General features: G+C 69.9%; 14 protein-coding genes, 1 other RNA gene and 2 pseudogenes. 10 read left to right on the top strand and 7 right to left on the bottom strand.

Annotated features, from left to right (window positions below):
- Positions 1-169: 169 nt before the first annotated feature.
- Genes KVT44_RS02320 through KVT44_RS02295 form a run of 6 tightly spaced genes read left to right on the top strand, consistent with a single transcriptional unit; the run spans position 170 to position 6,240 of the window.
- Positions 170-1,150 carry an MCE family protein gene (locus KVT44_RS02320; RefSeq protein ID WP_217565965.1) on the top strand — a complete coding sequence of 327 codons (981 nt, stop codon included), beginning with the start codon at positions 170-172 and terminating at the stop codon, positions 1,148-1,150.
- A complete protein-coding gene (locus KVT44_RS02315) occupies positions 1,147-2,271 on the top strand; it encodes an MCE family protein (protein WP_308313893.1) in 1,125 nt (374 codons plus the stop codon). The genes KVT44_RS02320 and KVT44_RS02315 overlap by 4 nt, the downstream gene beginning before the upstream one ends.
- Positions 2,268-3,557 carry an MCE family protein gene (locus tag KVT44_RS02310; protein ID WP_217565869.1) on the top strand — a complete coding sequence of 430 codons (1,290 nt, stop codon included), beginning with the start codon at positions 2,268-2,270 and terminating at the stop codon, positions 3,555-3,557. The genes KVT44_RS02315 and KVT44_RS02310 overlap by 4 nt, the downstream gene beginning before the upstream one ends.
- Positions 3,554-4,843, top strand: a complete 1,290-nt coding sequence (locus KVT44_RS02305; protein WP_217565868.1) for an MCE family protein — start codon at positions 3,554-3,556, stop codon at positions 4,841-4,843. The genes KVT44_RS02310 and KVT44_RS02305 overlap by 4 nt, the downstream gene beginning before the upstream one ends.
- Before the next feature lie 8 nt (positions 4,844-4,851).
- Positions 4,852-5,385, top strand: a complete 534-nt coding sequence (locus KVT44_RS02300; protein ID WP_254648807.1) for a hypothetical protein — start codon at positions 4,852-4,854, stop codon at positions 5,383-5,385.
- 33 nt (positions 5,386-5,418) lie between these two features.
- Positions 5,419-6,240 carry a hypothetical protein gene (locus KVT44_RS02295; protein ID WP_190168602.1) on the top strand — a complete coding sequence of 274 codons (822 nt, stop codon included), beginning with the start codon at positions 5,419-5,421 and terminating at the stop codon, positions 6,238-6,240.
- Positions 6,241-6,395: 155 nt separating this feature from the next.
- Here the strand turns inward: KVT44_RS02295 and KVT44_RS02290 are convergent, their stop codons facing one another.
- The 3 genes from KVT44_RS02290 to KVT44_RS02280 form a co-directional block, all read right to left on the bottom strand.
- Positions 6,396-6,935, bottom strand: a complete 540-nt coding sequence (locus KVT44_RS02290; RefSeq protein ID WP_229888762.1) for a hypothetical protein — start codon at positions 6,933-6,935, stop codon at positions 6,396-6,398.
- Positions 6,936-7,129: 194 nt separating this feature from the next.
- Positions 7,130-7,945 carry an SAM-dependent methyltransferase gene (locus KVT44_RS02285; protein ID WP_190168603.1) on the bottom strand — a complete coding sequence of 272 codons (816 nt, stop codon included), beginning with the start codon at positions 7,943-7,945 and terminating at the stop codon, positions 7,130-7,132.
- 390 nt (positions 7,946-8,335) lie between these two features.
- Positions 8,336-8,788: a MarR family winged helix-turn-helix transcriptional regulator gene (locus KVT44_RS02280; protein ID WP_099922969.1), complete on the bottom strand. Its 453-nt coding sequence runs from the start codon at positions 8,786-8,788 to the stop codon at positions 8,336-8,338.
- 62 nt (positions 8,789-8,850) lie between these two features.
- Between KVT44_RS02280 and KVT44_RS02275 the strand changes: the two genes are divergently transcribed.
- Together KVT44_RS02275 and KVT44_RS57760 are read left to right on the top strand one after the other, a co-directional pair.
- On the top strand, positions 8,851-9,219 hold the full coding sequence (locus KVT44_RS02275) for a VOC family protein (RefSeq protein ID WP_097284449.1): 369 nt from the start codon (positions 8,851-8,853) through the stop codon (positions 9,217-9,219).
- A 60-nt stretch (positions 9,220-9,279) separates the two neighbouring features.
- Positions 9,280-9,545: pseudogene (locus KVT44_RS57760) on the top strand (hypothetical protein); the annotation flags it as partial.
- Between the two features lie 185 nt (positions 9,546-9,730).
- Here the strand turns inward: KVT44_RS57760 and rnpB are convergent.
- The 3 genes and pseudogenes from rnpB to KVT44_RS02255 form a co-directional block, all read right to left on the bottom strand.
- An RNA gene (gene rnpB / locus KVT44_RS02265) (RNase P RNA component class A) lies at positions 9,731-10,132 on the bottom strand.
- Between the two features lie 82 nt (positions 10,133-10,214).
- A pseudogene (locus KVT44_RS60995) lies at positions 10,215-11,042 on the bottom strand (DMT family transporter); the annotation flags it as partial.
- 49 nt (positions 11,043-11,091) lie between these two features.
- Positions 11,092-11,919 carry an AraC family transcriptional regulator gene (locus KVT44_RS02255; RefSeq protein WP_217565867.1) on the bottom strand — a complete coding sequence of 276 codons (828 nt, stop codon included), beginning with the start codon at positions 11,917-11,919 and terminating at the stop codon, positions 11,092-11,094.
- 113 nt (positions 11,920-12,032) lie between these two features.
- Between KVT44_RS02255 and KVT44_RS02250 the strand changes: the two genes are divergently transcribed.
- The gene (locus KVT44_RS02250) at positions 12,033-12,800 is read left to right on the top strand and encodes a MerR family transcriptional regulator (RefSeq protein ID WP_217565866.1); all 768 of its coding nucleotides are present in this window, start codon (positions 12,033-12,035) and stop codon (positions 12,798-12,800) included.
- Positions 12,797-13,399, top strand: coding sequence for a hypothetical protein (locus KVT44_RS02245; RefSeq protein WP_217565865.1), 603 nt, complete (start codon positions 12,797-12,799; stop codon positions 13,397-13,399). The genes KVT44_RS02250 and KVT44_RS02245 overlap by 4 nt, the downstream gene beginning before the upstream one ends.
- On the opposite strand, the gene KVT44_RS02240 is transcribed toward KVT44_RS02245, so the two are convergent.
- Positions 13,350-14,786, bottom strand: coding sequence for an RNB domain-containing ribonuclease (locus tag KVT44_RS02240; protein WP_217565864.1), 1,437 nt, complete (start codon positions 14,784-14,786; stop codon positions 13,350-13,352). The two genes, KVT44_RS02245 and KVT44_RS02240, sit on opposite strands and share 50 nt — an antisense overlap.
- Positions 14,787-14,870: the final 84 nt, after the last annotated feature.

Raw genomic sequence — 14,870 nt, 5'->3', positions numbered from 1 at the left:
CCTTCCCCGCCGCCCGGAGCCGCTGGTCAAAGTCCGCATCGACCCACCGAAGCTCCCGAAGATTCGGCTGCTTCCGCGCCGGGCACCCCGCCCCCGCCGCCCGGAACCCCTGGTCAAAGTCCGCATCGACCCGCCCAAACTGCCCCGCATACGGATACGCCGCCCGCGGCTGACACCATTCCGCGAGCGCAACCCCGTGGTGATCGGAGCCGTCGGTCTCACCTTCCTCGCGCTGCTGACCGTGGCCGCGTTCAACGCCGACAGCCTGCCGCTGATCGGCGGCGGCGAGACGTACAGCGCGGCCTTCTCGGAGGCGGGCGGCCTCAAGCCCGGCGACGAGGTGCGGATCGCGGGCGTCAAGGTCGGCAAGGTCAAGGACGTCGATCTGGACGGTGACCACGTCAAGGTCACCTTCAAGATCAAGGGCGATCCGGGGTTCGGCACCGAGACCGGCGCCTCGATCCGGGTCAAGACGATCCTCGGCGCGAAGTACCTCGCGCTGCATCCCAAGGGACCGGGACAGCTGAAGCCCGGCAGCGAGATACCGCTGAAGAGGACGGTTCCGGCGTACGACGTCGTGCAGGCGTTCAGCGATCTCACCACCACGACGGAGAAGGTCGACACCGACCAGTTGGCGAAGGCCCTGGACACCATCTCCACCACGTTCCAGGACTCGCCCGCCGAGGTACGGGCATCCATCAAGGGCCTGTCGAAGATCTCCCGTACGGTCGCCTCGCGCGACAAGGCGCTGGGCGAACTCCTCGACCACGCGAACGGTGTCACGGGCGTACTGGCCGAGCACTCCGAGGACTTCACCGCGCTGGTCAAGGACGGCGACCAGCTGTTCAAGGAGATCAGCAAGCGGCGCGAGGCGATCCACAAGCTGCTGAAGAGCTCCGCCGTGCTCGGCATCGAGCTCTCCGGCCTGGTCGAGGACAACGACAAGGAGATCGGGCCCGCGCTCAAGGGCCTGAACACCGTGGTGCGGATGCTCGAACGGAACCAATCCAGCCTCGACCGGAGCGTCAAACTGCTCGCGCCCTACGTCCGGGTCTTCAGCAACGCCCTCGGCAACGGCCGCTGGTTCGACAGCTACGTCCAGAACCTGGTCGCCGCTCCAGTGGCGCCGCGCACGGGAGGCACCCGGTGAAGAACCTGAAGAGGCGCGTGGCTGTGGTCACCGCACTCGCCCTCGTCGCCGCGCTCACCTACGTGCTGTGGCCGCGCTCCGAGTCCGTGCACGTCACCGCGTACTTCCCGCGCACCGTCGGCATCTACCCCGGCTCGGACGTCCGCGTCCTCGGCGTCCGGATCGGCGAGGTCGAGAAGATCACGCCGGAGGGTGACCGGGTGCGGGTGGAGCTGACGTACGACGAAGGCCGCAAGGTGCCGGCGGACGCCAAGGCCGCCATCATCAACTCCTCGGTGGTCAGCGACCGTTACGTACAACTGCTGCCGGTGTACCGAAAGGGCCCGGTACTGCGGAACGGCGCCGTCATCCCCGAGACGCGGACGGCCGTACCGGTCGAACTGGACCGCGTCTTCGACAGCCTGCACACGACGGCCGACGCGCTCGGCCCCCAGGGCGCCAACAAGGACGGCTCGCTGTCGCGGCTGCTCGGGGTGAGCGCGGACAACCTCGACGGCCAGGGCGAGAACCTCAACCAGACGGTCGAGGACCTCTCGCAGGCCGTCACCACGCTGTCCGACGGCCGCACGGACCTGTTCGGCACGGTGCGGAACCTGCAGGTGTTCACGGCTGCGCTGGCCGCCGACGACAAGAGCGTACGGTCCTTCAACACCAGCCTCGCCGAGGTCGCCGGACAGCTCGCGGGCGAGCGCAAGGACCTCGCGGACGCACTCAAGAACCTGGGGACGGCGCTCGGCGACGTGTCCGCCTTCGTGAAGAACAACAAGAAGTCGCTGACCGCGAACGTGCAGGGCCTCAGCAAGGTGACCAAGGTGCTCGTCACCCAACGGACCGCGCTGGCCGAGCTGTTGGAGGTCGCTCCCACAGGTCTGTCGAACCTGAACAACGCCTACAACCCGTCCTCGGGCACCCTCGACACCCGCAACAACGCGCAGCAGGCACAGGATCCGGCCTCGCTGCTGTGCTCCGTGCTGAAGACGACCGGCGACGAAGGCGGCAAGAACCCCGACTGCAAGGAGCTCAAAGACCTCTTCGACTCCCTGCCGAAGGTGCCTCAGGGCTCCGCGGTGACGGGCACGGTCGACCGGACGCTCGGCGGAATTCTGGGGGCGAGCGCATGAGCGCACTGCGCAAGGTCGGGGCGGTCGCGTGGGCCGCGGTCGGCTCGCTGCTGCTGTCCGGCTGCGAGTTCAACGGCTGGTACGACGTCCAGCTGCCCGGCGGAGCCGCCGCCGACGGCCACGCGTACCACGTCACCGTCGAGTTCCGCGACGTCCTCGACCTGGTGCCGCAGTCGGCGGTGAAGGTCAACGACGTCACCGTGGGCGCGGTCGAGAAGGTCGAACTGGACGGCTGGCACGCGCGCGTACGGCTGCGGGTCGCCGACTCGGTGAAGCTGCCCGCCAACGCGGTCGCCGAGCTGCGGCAGACCAGCATGCTCGGCGAGAAGTACGTCGCGCTCTCCGCCCCGACCGGCACGGCCCCCATGGGCCGGCTCGGCGACGGCGACCGCATCCCGCTGTCCCGCAGCGGCCGCAACCCGGAGATCGAGGAGGTCCTGTCCGCGCTCTCCGCGCTGCTCAACGGCGGCGGAGTGGCCCAGCTCAAGACGATCACCGTGGAGCTGAACAAGGCCCTGGACGGCCGGGAGAACCGGGTCAGATCGCTGCTCAAGGAGCTGAACACCTTCATCGGCGGCCTGGACGACCAGCGGAAGGACATCGTCCACGCCCTCGAGGCCGTCGACCGGCTCGCGGGGCGGCTCGGCAAGGAGAAGAAGACGATCGCCCAGGCCGTCGACACGATGCCACCTGCGCTGAAGGTCCTGGCCGACCAGCGCCGCGATCTCACGAGGATGCTCACCGCCCTGTCGAAGCTGGGCAAGACGGGCACCAAGGTGGTCAACGCCTCGCACGACGACACGGTCGCGAACCTCAAACAGCTGCGGCCCATCCTGCAACAGCTGAACAAGGCGGGCGACGATCTGCCCAACTCCCTTGAGCTGCTGACCACTTACCCGTTCCCGCGCAACGCGGTGGACGCCGTCAAGGGGGACTACGTCAACCTGGACATCACGGCCGACCTCGATCTGTCCGACCTCTACGGAAACCTGACGGACGGCAACTCCGGCGGGGGCAAGGGCGATTCCCAGAAGCCCGGCACTCCCGACGTACCGGATCTCCCCGATCTCCCCGGTCTCCCCGATCTGCCGAGCGTGCCGACGCCCACGGCGCTGCCGAGCACACCGAGCCTGCCGTCGTCCCCCTCGGTGCCGTCGGCCCCCTCGGGCGGGGGCGGCCCGCTGTGCCCGCCGGTGTGCACCAGCGGCTACACCACCCAAGGCGGGCTGCCCGAGGGGATCAACCTCGCCCTCGCGGAGCTGATGCTGAAGGGAGTCCAGCCGTGATCACCCGTACGGTCAAGGCCCAGCTCCTGGCCTTCGCCACCGTCACCGCCGTCGGGGTGTCGTACGTCGGCGCCGAGTACACCGGTCTGGTGGACGACGTCCTGGGCCGCGGCTACACCGTGCAAGCGGACTTCGCCGACTCCGGGGGCATCTTCCCCGGCGCCGAGGTCACCTACCGCGGGGTGCCGGTGGGTCGCGTCGGCGCGCTGCGGCTGACCGGCTCCGACGGCGTCTCGGTCGCTCTCGACATCAAGGACGGCACGCCACGCATCCCGGCGGACACCCTCGCCGTGGTGGCGAACCGTTCGGCGGTGGGCGAGCAGTACGTAGATCTACAGCCACGTACTTCGCATGGCCCATACCTCCTCGACGGCAGCGCCATCCCGCGCGGCAGCACGCGCGTGCCACTGCCCACGACGGACCTGGTCCTGAGCCTGGACCGGCTGGTGAACTCGGTCGGCGAGGACGATCTACGAGTCACCGTGGACGAGTTGGGCAAGGCCTTCTCGGGCACCGGCCCGAATCTGAGCCGACTGGTGGACTCGGGCAACGCGCTCGTGGAGTCGGCCTCCGAGTCACTCCCCCAGACGATCTCGCTGATCGAGGACTCGCGAAAGGTCCTCAAGACGCAGTCCGACCAGGGCTCGTCCATCAAGTCGTTCGCGCACGACCTGGCGGCTCTCACGGCACAGCTGAAGTCGAGCGACGGAGACCTGCGCAAGCTGATCGGCAACGCGACACCGGCCGCGCAGCAGGTGAACTCGCTGCTGAAGAACATCTCACCGCGACTGTCGGTCCTGCTGGCCAATCTGATCAGCGGCGGCCAGGTCACGCTGGCCAACCTGCCCGGCGTGGAGCAGTCCCTGGTCACCTTCCCGGCACTGGTCGCGGGCAGCTACACGGTCGTCCCGGGCGACGGCACCACCCACTTCGGCCTGGTGGTGAACGCCGACGACCCGCCGCCGTGCACCCAGGGGTACGGCACGGCACGGCGCGACCCCTCGGACACCAGCCCGCGCGAGGCGAACACCGACGCGCGCTGCACGGCCCCGCGCGGAAGCAAGACGTCGGTACGGGGCGCGCAGAACGCCCCCGGCGCGTCGGCCGCTTCCGGCGATGCGAACCAGGCGGCGTACGTGGCGCCGTACATCACGCCTTACGACCCGGAGACCGGCACCGCGACCGGCCCGGACGGCAGACCGGTCGAGATCGGCTCGACGGGCGGCCAACAGGCGGTGTTCGGAAAGGAGTCGTGGCAATGGCTGCTAGTAGGGCCGATGGCATGAGCGGGACCATGAACAGGACCATGAGCGTGACCGTGTCGGGCAAGACCCTGTCGAGCAGAGCGTGGTCGGGCAGGGCGTGGTCGGTGGCGCTCGCCGTGGCGACCGTCCTCACGACGGCGCTGACGGTCTGGCTGGTCCTCGGGCTCTACGACCAGCACGACAGGGCGCAGCGGCGCCAGGACGTCCTGGCCGCGGCCCGCCAGTCGGCGCTGAACTTCACCTCGCTCGACTACCGGCACTACGACCGGGACAGCGCGAACGTCCTCCAGAGCGCCACCGGCGACTTCAAGAAGCAGTTCGCCGCGCAGACCGAGCAGCTGACCAAGCTCGTCGCGGCGAACGAGTCCGTGTCCGAGGGCCAGATCCTCGACGCGGGCATCGTCCGCTCCGACGAGCATTCGGCCCGCGTCCTGGTGGTCGCCGACAGCAAGGTGACCAACACCGCCGCCCCCAAGGGCGAGGCACGCACCTACCGCCTACAGCTCGACCTGGTGCACCGAAACGGCCGCTGGCTGACCTCCGACGTCGAGTTCGTCGGCTGACCGCTCCCTCCCCGCCATACGACCCATGAGGACATGAGGAGTAAGACCGTGGCGAAGACGACCACCCGAAGCCGCGGCTCCGGTTCCGGATCCGGCACCCGGCACACCATGACCGCGGCCGCCCGCGCGGCGGCCAAGCGCGCGGAGCGCGGCCACCTCGAACCGGACCCGGCGTCCACCGACGAGGAGGCCCCGGGACGGCCCGAGGCACCGACCGCCGGCCGCACCGTGCTCATCGAGGCCCCCGATGAGCACGGCTGGGACGACCCGCCCGAGCCCTCGCCGGAGTGCTTCGAGGAGGACCCACCGCAGGAGGAGGGCGAGCCCGGCTCCGATACGGCTACGCGGCACGGTCGGCGGCGGCTGCTGCTCACCGCCGCCCTGTGTGTCCTGCTCCTGGCGGGTCTGGTCGCGGCCACCGTTCTCGGGTGGCGCTACCGGGAGGGCGTGCGGGCCGAACAGGCACGCGGTCAGGCACTCGCGGCCGCACGCCAGGCGGCGCCAGTCGTGCTGTCGTACGACTACAGGCACCTGGACCGCGACTTCGCCGCGGCCCGCGCCCGGCTCACCGGGCACTTCCGTGACGAGTACCGGAAGACCACCACGACGGTGGTCGGGCCGACGGCCAGGAAGTACCACGGGGTGGTGAAGGCCACGGTGGCGCAGCCCACCGGCGGCTCCCCGGCGGCCTCCGTGATCTCGGCCTCGGCCGACCGGGCCGTGGTCCTCCTCTTCGTCAACCAGGTGACCACGAGCACCCAGGTCTCGGGCTCCCGCGTGGACCTGAACCGGGTGCGGATGACGGTGGCCCTTACGTCCGACGGCTGGAGGGTGAGCGGGGTCGACGCGCTCTGACCTCTGCTTCTTCCGGGGGCTGAAGGGCGGACGAGGCGGGTTTGTGAGCCCCGATGGCGGACACCGCCTGCCCGGCCTGGTCGGCGTAGGCGCGGGCATCGCCGTATTCGACGTACCGCTCGATGAGAGGCGGGCGCACCCCCGGCCGTACGGGATCACCAGGTGTGAGCCACGTCCACTACGAGGTGGTTGGCCGTCTGGAAGACCCGGAACGGCAGCCGGGCGCGGACGCCCAGCCCGGCCTGGGTGTAGCCCTCGGAGCCACCCGTGAACTTGAACTCCCGGAAGGTCCGGTACCCGGTGACGTTGACGGAAGGAAGCGGCGGGTAGGGCTGTCCGGTCGCCGGGTCGTAGCGCGAGGAGAACAGCGAGATCTCCAGAATGGCTCCGCCCTTGATCGGAACCACGACGTCGCTCGGGTCCTGGTGCAGTACGTCGACGTAGCGGACCGTGTAGCCGATCGGGTCGGCCGCCGTGCCCTGGGCGTCGAAGACCAGACGGTCGAAGCACTCGTGCTGTCCGGCCCTCACGTCGACCAGTCGCCTGGAGGCAACGGAGTCACCGGTCTTGTCCAGGCTCCCCCACGTCACGGCGCAGTCCACGGCCGTCGGCGCGGCCACCGCCGGAACCGTGCCGGCCAACAGACCGCCGCCCGCCAGCATCATCGCGGCCAGTGCAGTACCTATCCGTCGCATGACTACCCCCCGGTAGCTCGCGTAGGTGTGTGTCTGTTCAGACCGGCGGCCTTCCGGAAGGTTGTGCACAGTGGAGTAGCCCATTGCGGCGCAGAGGCCCGTCCAGCACCAACCGCCCCGTGAGACCACAGCGTTTTCCGCGTGCGCAGCCGCCTGACGCTGTTATCGGCCTGACCGCCGCACCACTCCTGTCATTACGGCTTACGCGCAAGTCCACCGTGCTCGGCGATGACCTCCGGGACGCCCGAACCGGGCTCCGGACGCCACTCCGTCACCGAGACGACACCGGGCTCGACAAGCTCCAGACCGTCGAAGAACGCGGTGATCTCATCAATGGAGCGCAGGTTGTACGGAACGGCGCCGCTGTTGTTGTAGGCGTCCTGGGCCTGCTCAAAGACCGGGTCGATGCCGCGCGACCCGTCGTTGATGGAGAGGTAACTACCCGAGGGCAGGGCGCTCATAAGCCGGGTGACGATGGAACGCGCCTGATCGTAGTCGGCGACATGACCCAGAATGTTGCTGAGGATGAGCGCGGTGGGACGACCGAAGTCCAGCGTCTTGGCGGCGGCCTCAAGAATCCGGTCCGGATCCGTCACGTCGGCATCGATGTAGGCGGTCGCGCCCTCGTCGGTGGAGTAGAGCAGCGCACGGGCGTGGGCGAGCACCATCGGATCGTTGTCGACGTACACGATCCGCGCCTCGGGAGCGAGTCCCTGGGCGACCTCGTGGGTGTTCTGCGCGGTCGGAAGGCCGGTGCCGACGTCCAGGAACTGCCGGATGCCCGCCTCGGAGACGAGATACGCGATGTTGCGACGCAGGAAGCCACGGCTGGAACGGGCGATGGTGACGATCCCGGGAAAGACCTCGGTGTACGCATCACCGGCCGCCTCGTCGACGGGGTAGTTGTCCTTGCCACCGAGCCAGTAGTTCCAGATACGGGCGGAGTGCGGCACCGACGTGTCGATCTTCTGCTGCTCCGCCGGCTCGGGCGTCGTCACAGGGTCGCTCATGATTCGTGTACGTCCTTCAACCGGGGCGCGGATCATTCGCGGCACATCCTACGATCGAACTCCCTTTCCTGGTCCACTAGTTCATGTCTTCTGGTTCATGTCTTCCGACTGGTGTGCTGGCCGTGGGACGGGCTGACATCCATGCATCGCTCTCGATACTCGGACACAACTCCTGGATGCGCGCCTGCGCGCCCATGCCTCGCGCGACACCCGGATGACGGGTCCGGCCAGGGCCGATCGGCGGTCGAGACAGTCGGGCAGAGAAGTTATGGGGCTCACCGCAGAAGAGGGTGCGGTCGGGGTCTGTCGGTTTTCGAGGTCGCCGGCACGGATTTTCACGCTCGGCTGCACTCCTGTCCGGGCGCGACGAGACGTGCGCCGGGGAACGAGCTATGCGCCGTCGTTGCCCTCGCGCAGGGAATGGATCATGCTCCGCAGGATCCGGAACGCGCCTGACTGCTCGGTCTCGGTCATGCCGGCCAGCATTCTGACCTCGACGGACCGGACCGCTACGGTCGCCTTCTCGAGGCTCTGTCGGCCGCGAGGCGTGAGCCGCGCGGGAAGAACCTTCCCGACGGGTGCCTCCGCAGGCCTGGTCACGTGGCCCTCTCGTTCCAGGGCCTGGAGCAGCACGTTCATCGACTGCCGTGTCACGAACGCGCCCCGCGCAAGCTCGGAGTTCGACAAGCCCGGTCGTTGAGCCAGCAGTTCGAGGCAGGAGTAGTGCGTCACGCTCATCCCGAGCGGCCGCAGCACCTCCTCCATGGCTGCGCGGAGGACGCTCGACGCCTCTTTCAGCAGATAGCCCAGTGACGTCTCCAGGTCGACACCGTCTTGATTCATGTCAGCATTCTGACATAGGTTGCCTGTGTCAGAAAGCTGACACGAAAAGAAGGAGCATCACCATGCCCGCCACCGGCCCCGACTTCATCTCGCTCCAAGCGCGCGACCTCGACGCTTCGCGGGCGTTCTACGAGCAGTACCTCGGCCTCGTCCGCTCGCAGGCCGGACCTCCGCACGCCGTCGTCTTCGAGACGAAGCCGATCGCGTTCGCACTCCGCGACGTCGTTCCCGGCACCGATCTCACATCCGTTGCTCAGCCCGGCATCGGTGCCGCGATCTGGCTCCACGCCACAGACGTCCAGGCCATTCACGATGCTCTCGTCGCCGACGGTCACACCATCGTCTCCGCACCGATCGACGGCCCCTTCGGTCGGACATTCACCTTCGCCGACCCCGACGGCTACCAGGTCACTCTCCACGACCGCGCCTGATCGGCCAAACGTCACCGGACGATCACCGATCCCCGAAGACCGCGGTTGCGCCCTGGGCTCGTGCGTGACGCCACCTTCTGCCCTGCTGACCCGACGACGTTCTGCCGGCTGGATGACCTCGGCTTGGAAGTGGTCGACCAACAGCTGCATCCCGACCACGCGATGTTGCTCTGTCGAGTGGTCGACCCTGATGACTGGTGCCATGCCTGCGGCTGCGGATGTCGATCGCCCGGATCACCGCCGGGCTCGGGGTGTCCTGGAACACCGTCAACGACGCCGTCCTGGCGACCGGCCACCAGTTGCTGATCGCCGACCCGACCCGCTTCTGCCGAGTCGACTCGGCAGAACACTGAACCAGCGCGCCGCTGACGCGCCGGCCCACTTCGACCGACCCGGCACGTCCAACGGCCCGACCGAGGCCATCAACGGCCGACTCTTGCACCCTCTTCTGCGATGAGCCAGTTTGTTCAGCGAAAAAACATGGCCTCTGACCTGCGGAAATAAAGAGCGGCAGACGAGTCGGGCTGTACGCCGGGTTCTGTCGCCCGGTCGCCTCGCGGCGGCCGGGGAGACGGCCATCCATCTAGGACCGGCGTTGCCGCCGGTCTCGTGCGGTCTACCCGCGGACTCGGGCGGGCAGCCCTCGATCGTCCGCGCAGAAACACCGAGGTGTTTCCTTTTGACCTTGCTCCAGGTGGGGTTTACCTAGCCGCCTGAGTCACCTCAGGCGCTGGTGGTCTCTTACACCACCGTTTCACCCTTACCGAGGACCGAAGTCCCCGGCGGTCTGTTTTCTGTGGCACTGTCCCGCGGGTCACCCCGGGTGGCCGTTAGCCACCACCTTGCCCTGTGGAGCCCGGACGTTCCTCGGGAAGGTCCACAAGGACCTCCACGCGGCCGTCCGCCCGGCTCGTCTGCCGTGTGGACCATGGTACCGGGCGTGGGGTGCGCCTCGGGCCGGCGGCTGACGTCGACGTCGCCGTCGCAAGGACCGAGCCGGCGAGGATGAGGGCGAAGGCCGCGAGGATGCCGGGGGTCAGGCTCTCGTCCAGGAAGGCGGCGCCCGCGGCGACCGCGACGGCCGGGTTGACGTACGTGATCACCGTCGCCCGCGTCGGGCCCGCCTCCTTGATCAGTTCCAGGAAGGCCACGAAGGCGACCGCGGTGCAGATGACGCCGAGGCCGGCGAGGGCGGCCAGGATCTGCGGGGAGGGGAGCCCTGCGGGGCGGGTGACGACCGCCGCGGGGGCGTAGACCAGGGCCGCCAGGGTCAGGCAGGCGGCCGTGAGGTGGAGCGAGGGGACGTTCTTGAGGTGGCGGGCGGCTATGACGGGGGCGGTCGCGTACCCGATCACCGTCAGCAGTACCTCGGCGAGCGAGCGGGCATCGCCGCCGGTCAGGTGCGGGACCGTGAGGACCGCGACGCCGGACAGGCCCAGGGCCAGGCCGGTCATCCTGCGGGCGCCGAGGCGTTCGGTGTCGCCGAAGAGGCGGGCCACGGCCACGCCCACGATCGGCACCCCGGCGATCAGCAGGCCCGCCGTGGAGCTGGAGAGGTGGCGCTCGGCGTCCGTGAGGGTCCACCAAGGGATCATTATCTCGATGCACGCGAAGGCCAGCATCGGGCGCCAGTACGTTCGTACGGTCCGAGTAAGGCCCCCTTGGCGGATCGCGAAGGGAAGCAGCAGCGCCGCGCCCACGGCGCAGCGCGTGAACACCACCGTCGACGGGGACACACCGTCCACCGCCACTTTGATCATCAGGTAGGGGATGCCCCAGACCACTCCCATCAGGGAGAACAGGAACCAGCCGCGTGCAGTCATGGGGGGAGTTTCGGCTGCCGTGCGGTCAGGTGTCTTGAACGCTGTTGCGCTACGCCGTCGGCGACACGCTTGTCCGGTACGCCGCCGGTGTCACCCCGAGCACCCTGCGGAACCAGCGCGTCAGGTGCGCCTGGTCCGCGAAGCCCACGAGCGGGGCGACCTCGGCGGGGCGCAGGCCGCTCTCCAGCAGGGCGCGGGCCCGGTTCACCCGGTACTGGGCCAGCCAGGCGTACGGCGGTATCCCCATCGTCGTACGGAAGGCGCGCAGGAGTTGGTAGCGGGAGAGGCCCAGGTCGACGGCGAGGGAGGCGAGTGACGGGGGTGCCTGGAGTTCGTCGGCGAGGCGGTCGCGTACGGCGAAGGCGATGTGCGCAGCTCCCGGGACCGTGTCGCACGCCGGGCGGGCCGTGGAGTGGCGACGGGCGAGGGCGGCCAGCAGCCAGGGGAGGCGGGACTCGGCCTCCAGGGGGTCGGGGCAGGCGCTCAGGTCCGTGTGGGCGGTGCGCAGGGCGGCGGCCAGTTCGGGGTCGTCGAGGACGGGGTCCCGGAAGTGCGGGGGGCTGCCCAGAATTCCCTCGGTGAGCAGGGAAGGCTCGGCGTACAGGGCCCGGTAGGCGTAGCCGTCGGAAGCGGCCGGGCCGCCGGTGTGCATCTCGCCCGGAGCCAGGACGACGATCGAGCCGGGGCCGGTGTGGATGCGGCCGCCCCGGTAGTCGATGATCTCGGAGCCGCCGACGCAGACTCCGATGGTGAACTCGTCGTGGGCGTGCGGCGCGTAGCGGTGCTGGTCGAAGTGTGCGGTCAGCAGGTCGAGGGGCGGACCGTCACGGCCGAGAGTGGCCCGGGTCCAGCGGGCCTCTTCACGTCGTGCACCCATGGCCGCCTCCCCGGTCGTCTCGTCAGGGGTGCAACGCCGGCGGCCCGCGTTTTCATGCCGCCGAGGATCTCCTCGCTTGACCTTGCCGCAACGTCAACGTTTCTACTGAGGGCATGCGGATCGGAGAACTCGCCGTCACCGTCGGTGTCACGACGCGGACGGTACGGCACTACCACCATCTCGGGCTGTTGCCGGAGCCCGAGCGGCGCCCCAACGGATACCGGGACTACACGCTGCGGCACGCCGTCGTGCTCGCCCGGATCCGGCGGCTGACCGAGCTGGGACTGGGGCTCGCCGAGGTGCGGGACGTGCTCGCGGACGACGCGGGGCGCGATCTCGCCGAGGTGCTCGAGGAGCTCGACGCCGATCTCGCCCGGCAGGAGGCGGCGATCCGGGAGCGGCGGGACCGGCTGCGCGCCCTGCTGGACCGGGACGGGAACCTGCCCGCCGAGGGCCCCGTCTCTCCCGAACTGGCCGCGCTGCTCACGGGGATGGCGCACGGCCCCGAGTCCCCCATGGCCGCCAGGGACCGCGAGGTGCTCGCTCTGATCGACACCGTGGCCTCGCCCGAGAGCCGGAAGCGGCTGATGGCGGCGCTGGGCAGCGCCTTCGAGACGCCCGCCGCCGTGGCACGGGCGCACGAGGTGTACACGCTCCTCGACGCGCTCGCCGACGCCGACCCCTACGACGCAGACGACCCGCGCGTGGACGAGGCGGCCAGGGCACTCGCCGACTGCCTGCCCGATTCCCTGCTGTCGGAGACCGACCTCGCTCCCGGCCTCGACGACAGCTTTCTGCGCGCCCTGTACGCCGACGTCGCCCCGGCCCAGGCGGAGGCGATCCGGCGGGCGATGCGGATGTTCACGGAGCGTGGGCGATGAGGATCGCGCGCGCCTTCGTGCGGCATGAACTGCGCCTGTTCGCGAGCCTGTTGCTGTGGGTGACCCGGCGGAAGCACGGCACGCGCGACGGCCGCCCCTTCGGTCACGCGCGGGGCCAGGGCGCCATGATGGGGGGACTCGCCTTCGTGTGCGTCGTCGAGACGGCCGGGATGGCGGTGCTGCTGCGCGGGTGGCCGGTCGTCCACGCGGTCGTCCTGGTCCTCGACGTCTACACCGTGCTGATGATCGTCGGCATACACGCGGCCTGTGTGACGCGCCCGCACGTCCTCGACGCCACGCACCTGCGCGTCCGCGACGGCGCGCACGTGGATCTGCGGATACCCCTGGCGGACATCGCGGCGGTGCGCCGCGAGCTGCGCACCACGCACGAGCCCGCCGAGGGCGAACTGAACCTCACCGTGGGCGCCCAGACCGACGTGACCCTCGAACTGGCCGCCCCCGTAGCACACTTCACCTTCCTGGGCCGGGAACGTCGCGTCCGTCTCGTACGGCTGCACGCGGACGACCCCGACGAACTCGCACGGGCCCTCACGCGGGCGCGAACTGAACCTTCGCCGTCCCCGGGTCGGCCTGGGTGAGGCGGACCCGCAACCGCTCCCCCAGCGGCAGCGTCACCGTGCCGCCCTCGATGCGGGCGACGACTGCGGGTGACTCCAACTGGACCGTGCCGACCGTGGGTTGACGCTCCATCACGTCCACCACACATCCGTCGAAGATGTCCCCGATCCGGTCCTTGAGGAGCGCGGCCTCGACGATGTCGACGCACTCGCGTTCCACGGTGCCCGCGCGTCGGGAGCCCTCGGCCATCTCCTTGGGGAGGGTGTCGAGGGCGGTGAGGACCCAGTCGGGGGGCGGTTCGTCCGCGGCGGCGGCCAGGCAGAGTTCCGAGGCGTAGCGGTCGACGAGACGGCGCAGGGGGGCCGTGCAGTGGGCGTAGGGCGCGGCCACGGCGGCGTGCGAGGTGACGTCCGGGAGGGCGCCGCCCCGGAACACCGTGTAGCCCGCGCCGCGCAGCAGCGTCGTGCACTCCTGGAGGAAGGCCGCGTGGCGCGGCAGGTGCGGGTCGAGGGAGCGGACGAGATGCGCGTACGAGACGTGGTGCGGCCAGTCGATGTGCAGGGCCCTGGCCATGCGGCGAAGGCGGCCGACCGCGCCGTCGGGGGCAGCGGGCAGCGTGCGCAGGACGCCGGTGCCGTGCGCGAGCATCAGGTCGGCCGCCGCCATCCCGGTGAGCAGGGAGATCTGCGCGTTCCAGGCGTCGGCGGGAAGCGGGGCGCGGTAGACGAGTTCGTACGTCCCGTCCTTCTCGACGATCTCCTGCTCGGGGACGTTGAGGGAGATCCCGCCGCGCTCCACCTCCAGACGCTCGCGCAGCGTCCCGATCTCCTTGAGGAGGGCGAGCGGTTCCTCCGCCGTGCCGTCGTCGATCCACTTCTGTACGTGCGCGTAGTCGAGCTTGGCGCGGCTGCGGACGAGGGCCCGGCGTACGTCGACGCGCTCCGTGCGGCCGTCCGCGTCCAGGTCGATCGTCCAGAGCACGGCCGGGCAGGTCTGGTCGGGCAGGAGGCTCGCGGTGCCTTCGGAGAGCCGGGTCGGATGGAGGGGGACCTTCTCGTCCGGGAAGTAGAGGGTCGTCACGCGGCGGTGCGCCTCGGCGTCCAGGGCGCCGCCGGGGACGACGAAGGCGGCGACGTCGGCGATCGCGTACCGGACGCGATAGCCGTGGCCGTTCTCGCGGCGGGACAGGTGCATCGCCTGGTCGAGGTCGGTGGACGTCGGCGGGTCGATGGTGAGGAAGGGGATGTCCGTCGCGTCGTGGAGAGGCAGGCGGGGTGGCCGGGCGGCCTCCTCCAGTACGCCGGGCGGGAAGCTCTCGGGCACGCCGAGCTCGGTCCGCAGGGCGCACAGGGCGGCCTGCAGAGGAGCCCCCGTTACGCAGATGGCGCGGATGTGGCGGCACGGCATGGGTCGAGCGTAGGTCGCGTGCCTGCGGGCGGCACCCCGAGCGCGTTCGGCGTCCGGGAGGACCCCTTAGGCTGGCGCCGGGCC

It is taken from the genome of Streptomyces sp. GbtcB7 (assembly GCF_019091445.1).
GTDB classification, from domain to species: domain Bacteria; phylum Actinomycetota; class Actinomycetes; order Streptomycetales; family Streptomycetaceae; genus Streptomyces; species Streptomyces mirabilis.
Note: the sequence above shows the minus strand (reverse complement) of the source record. Positions and strands in the feature narration are given on the sequence as shown.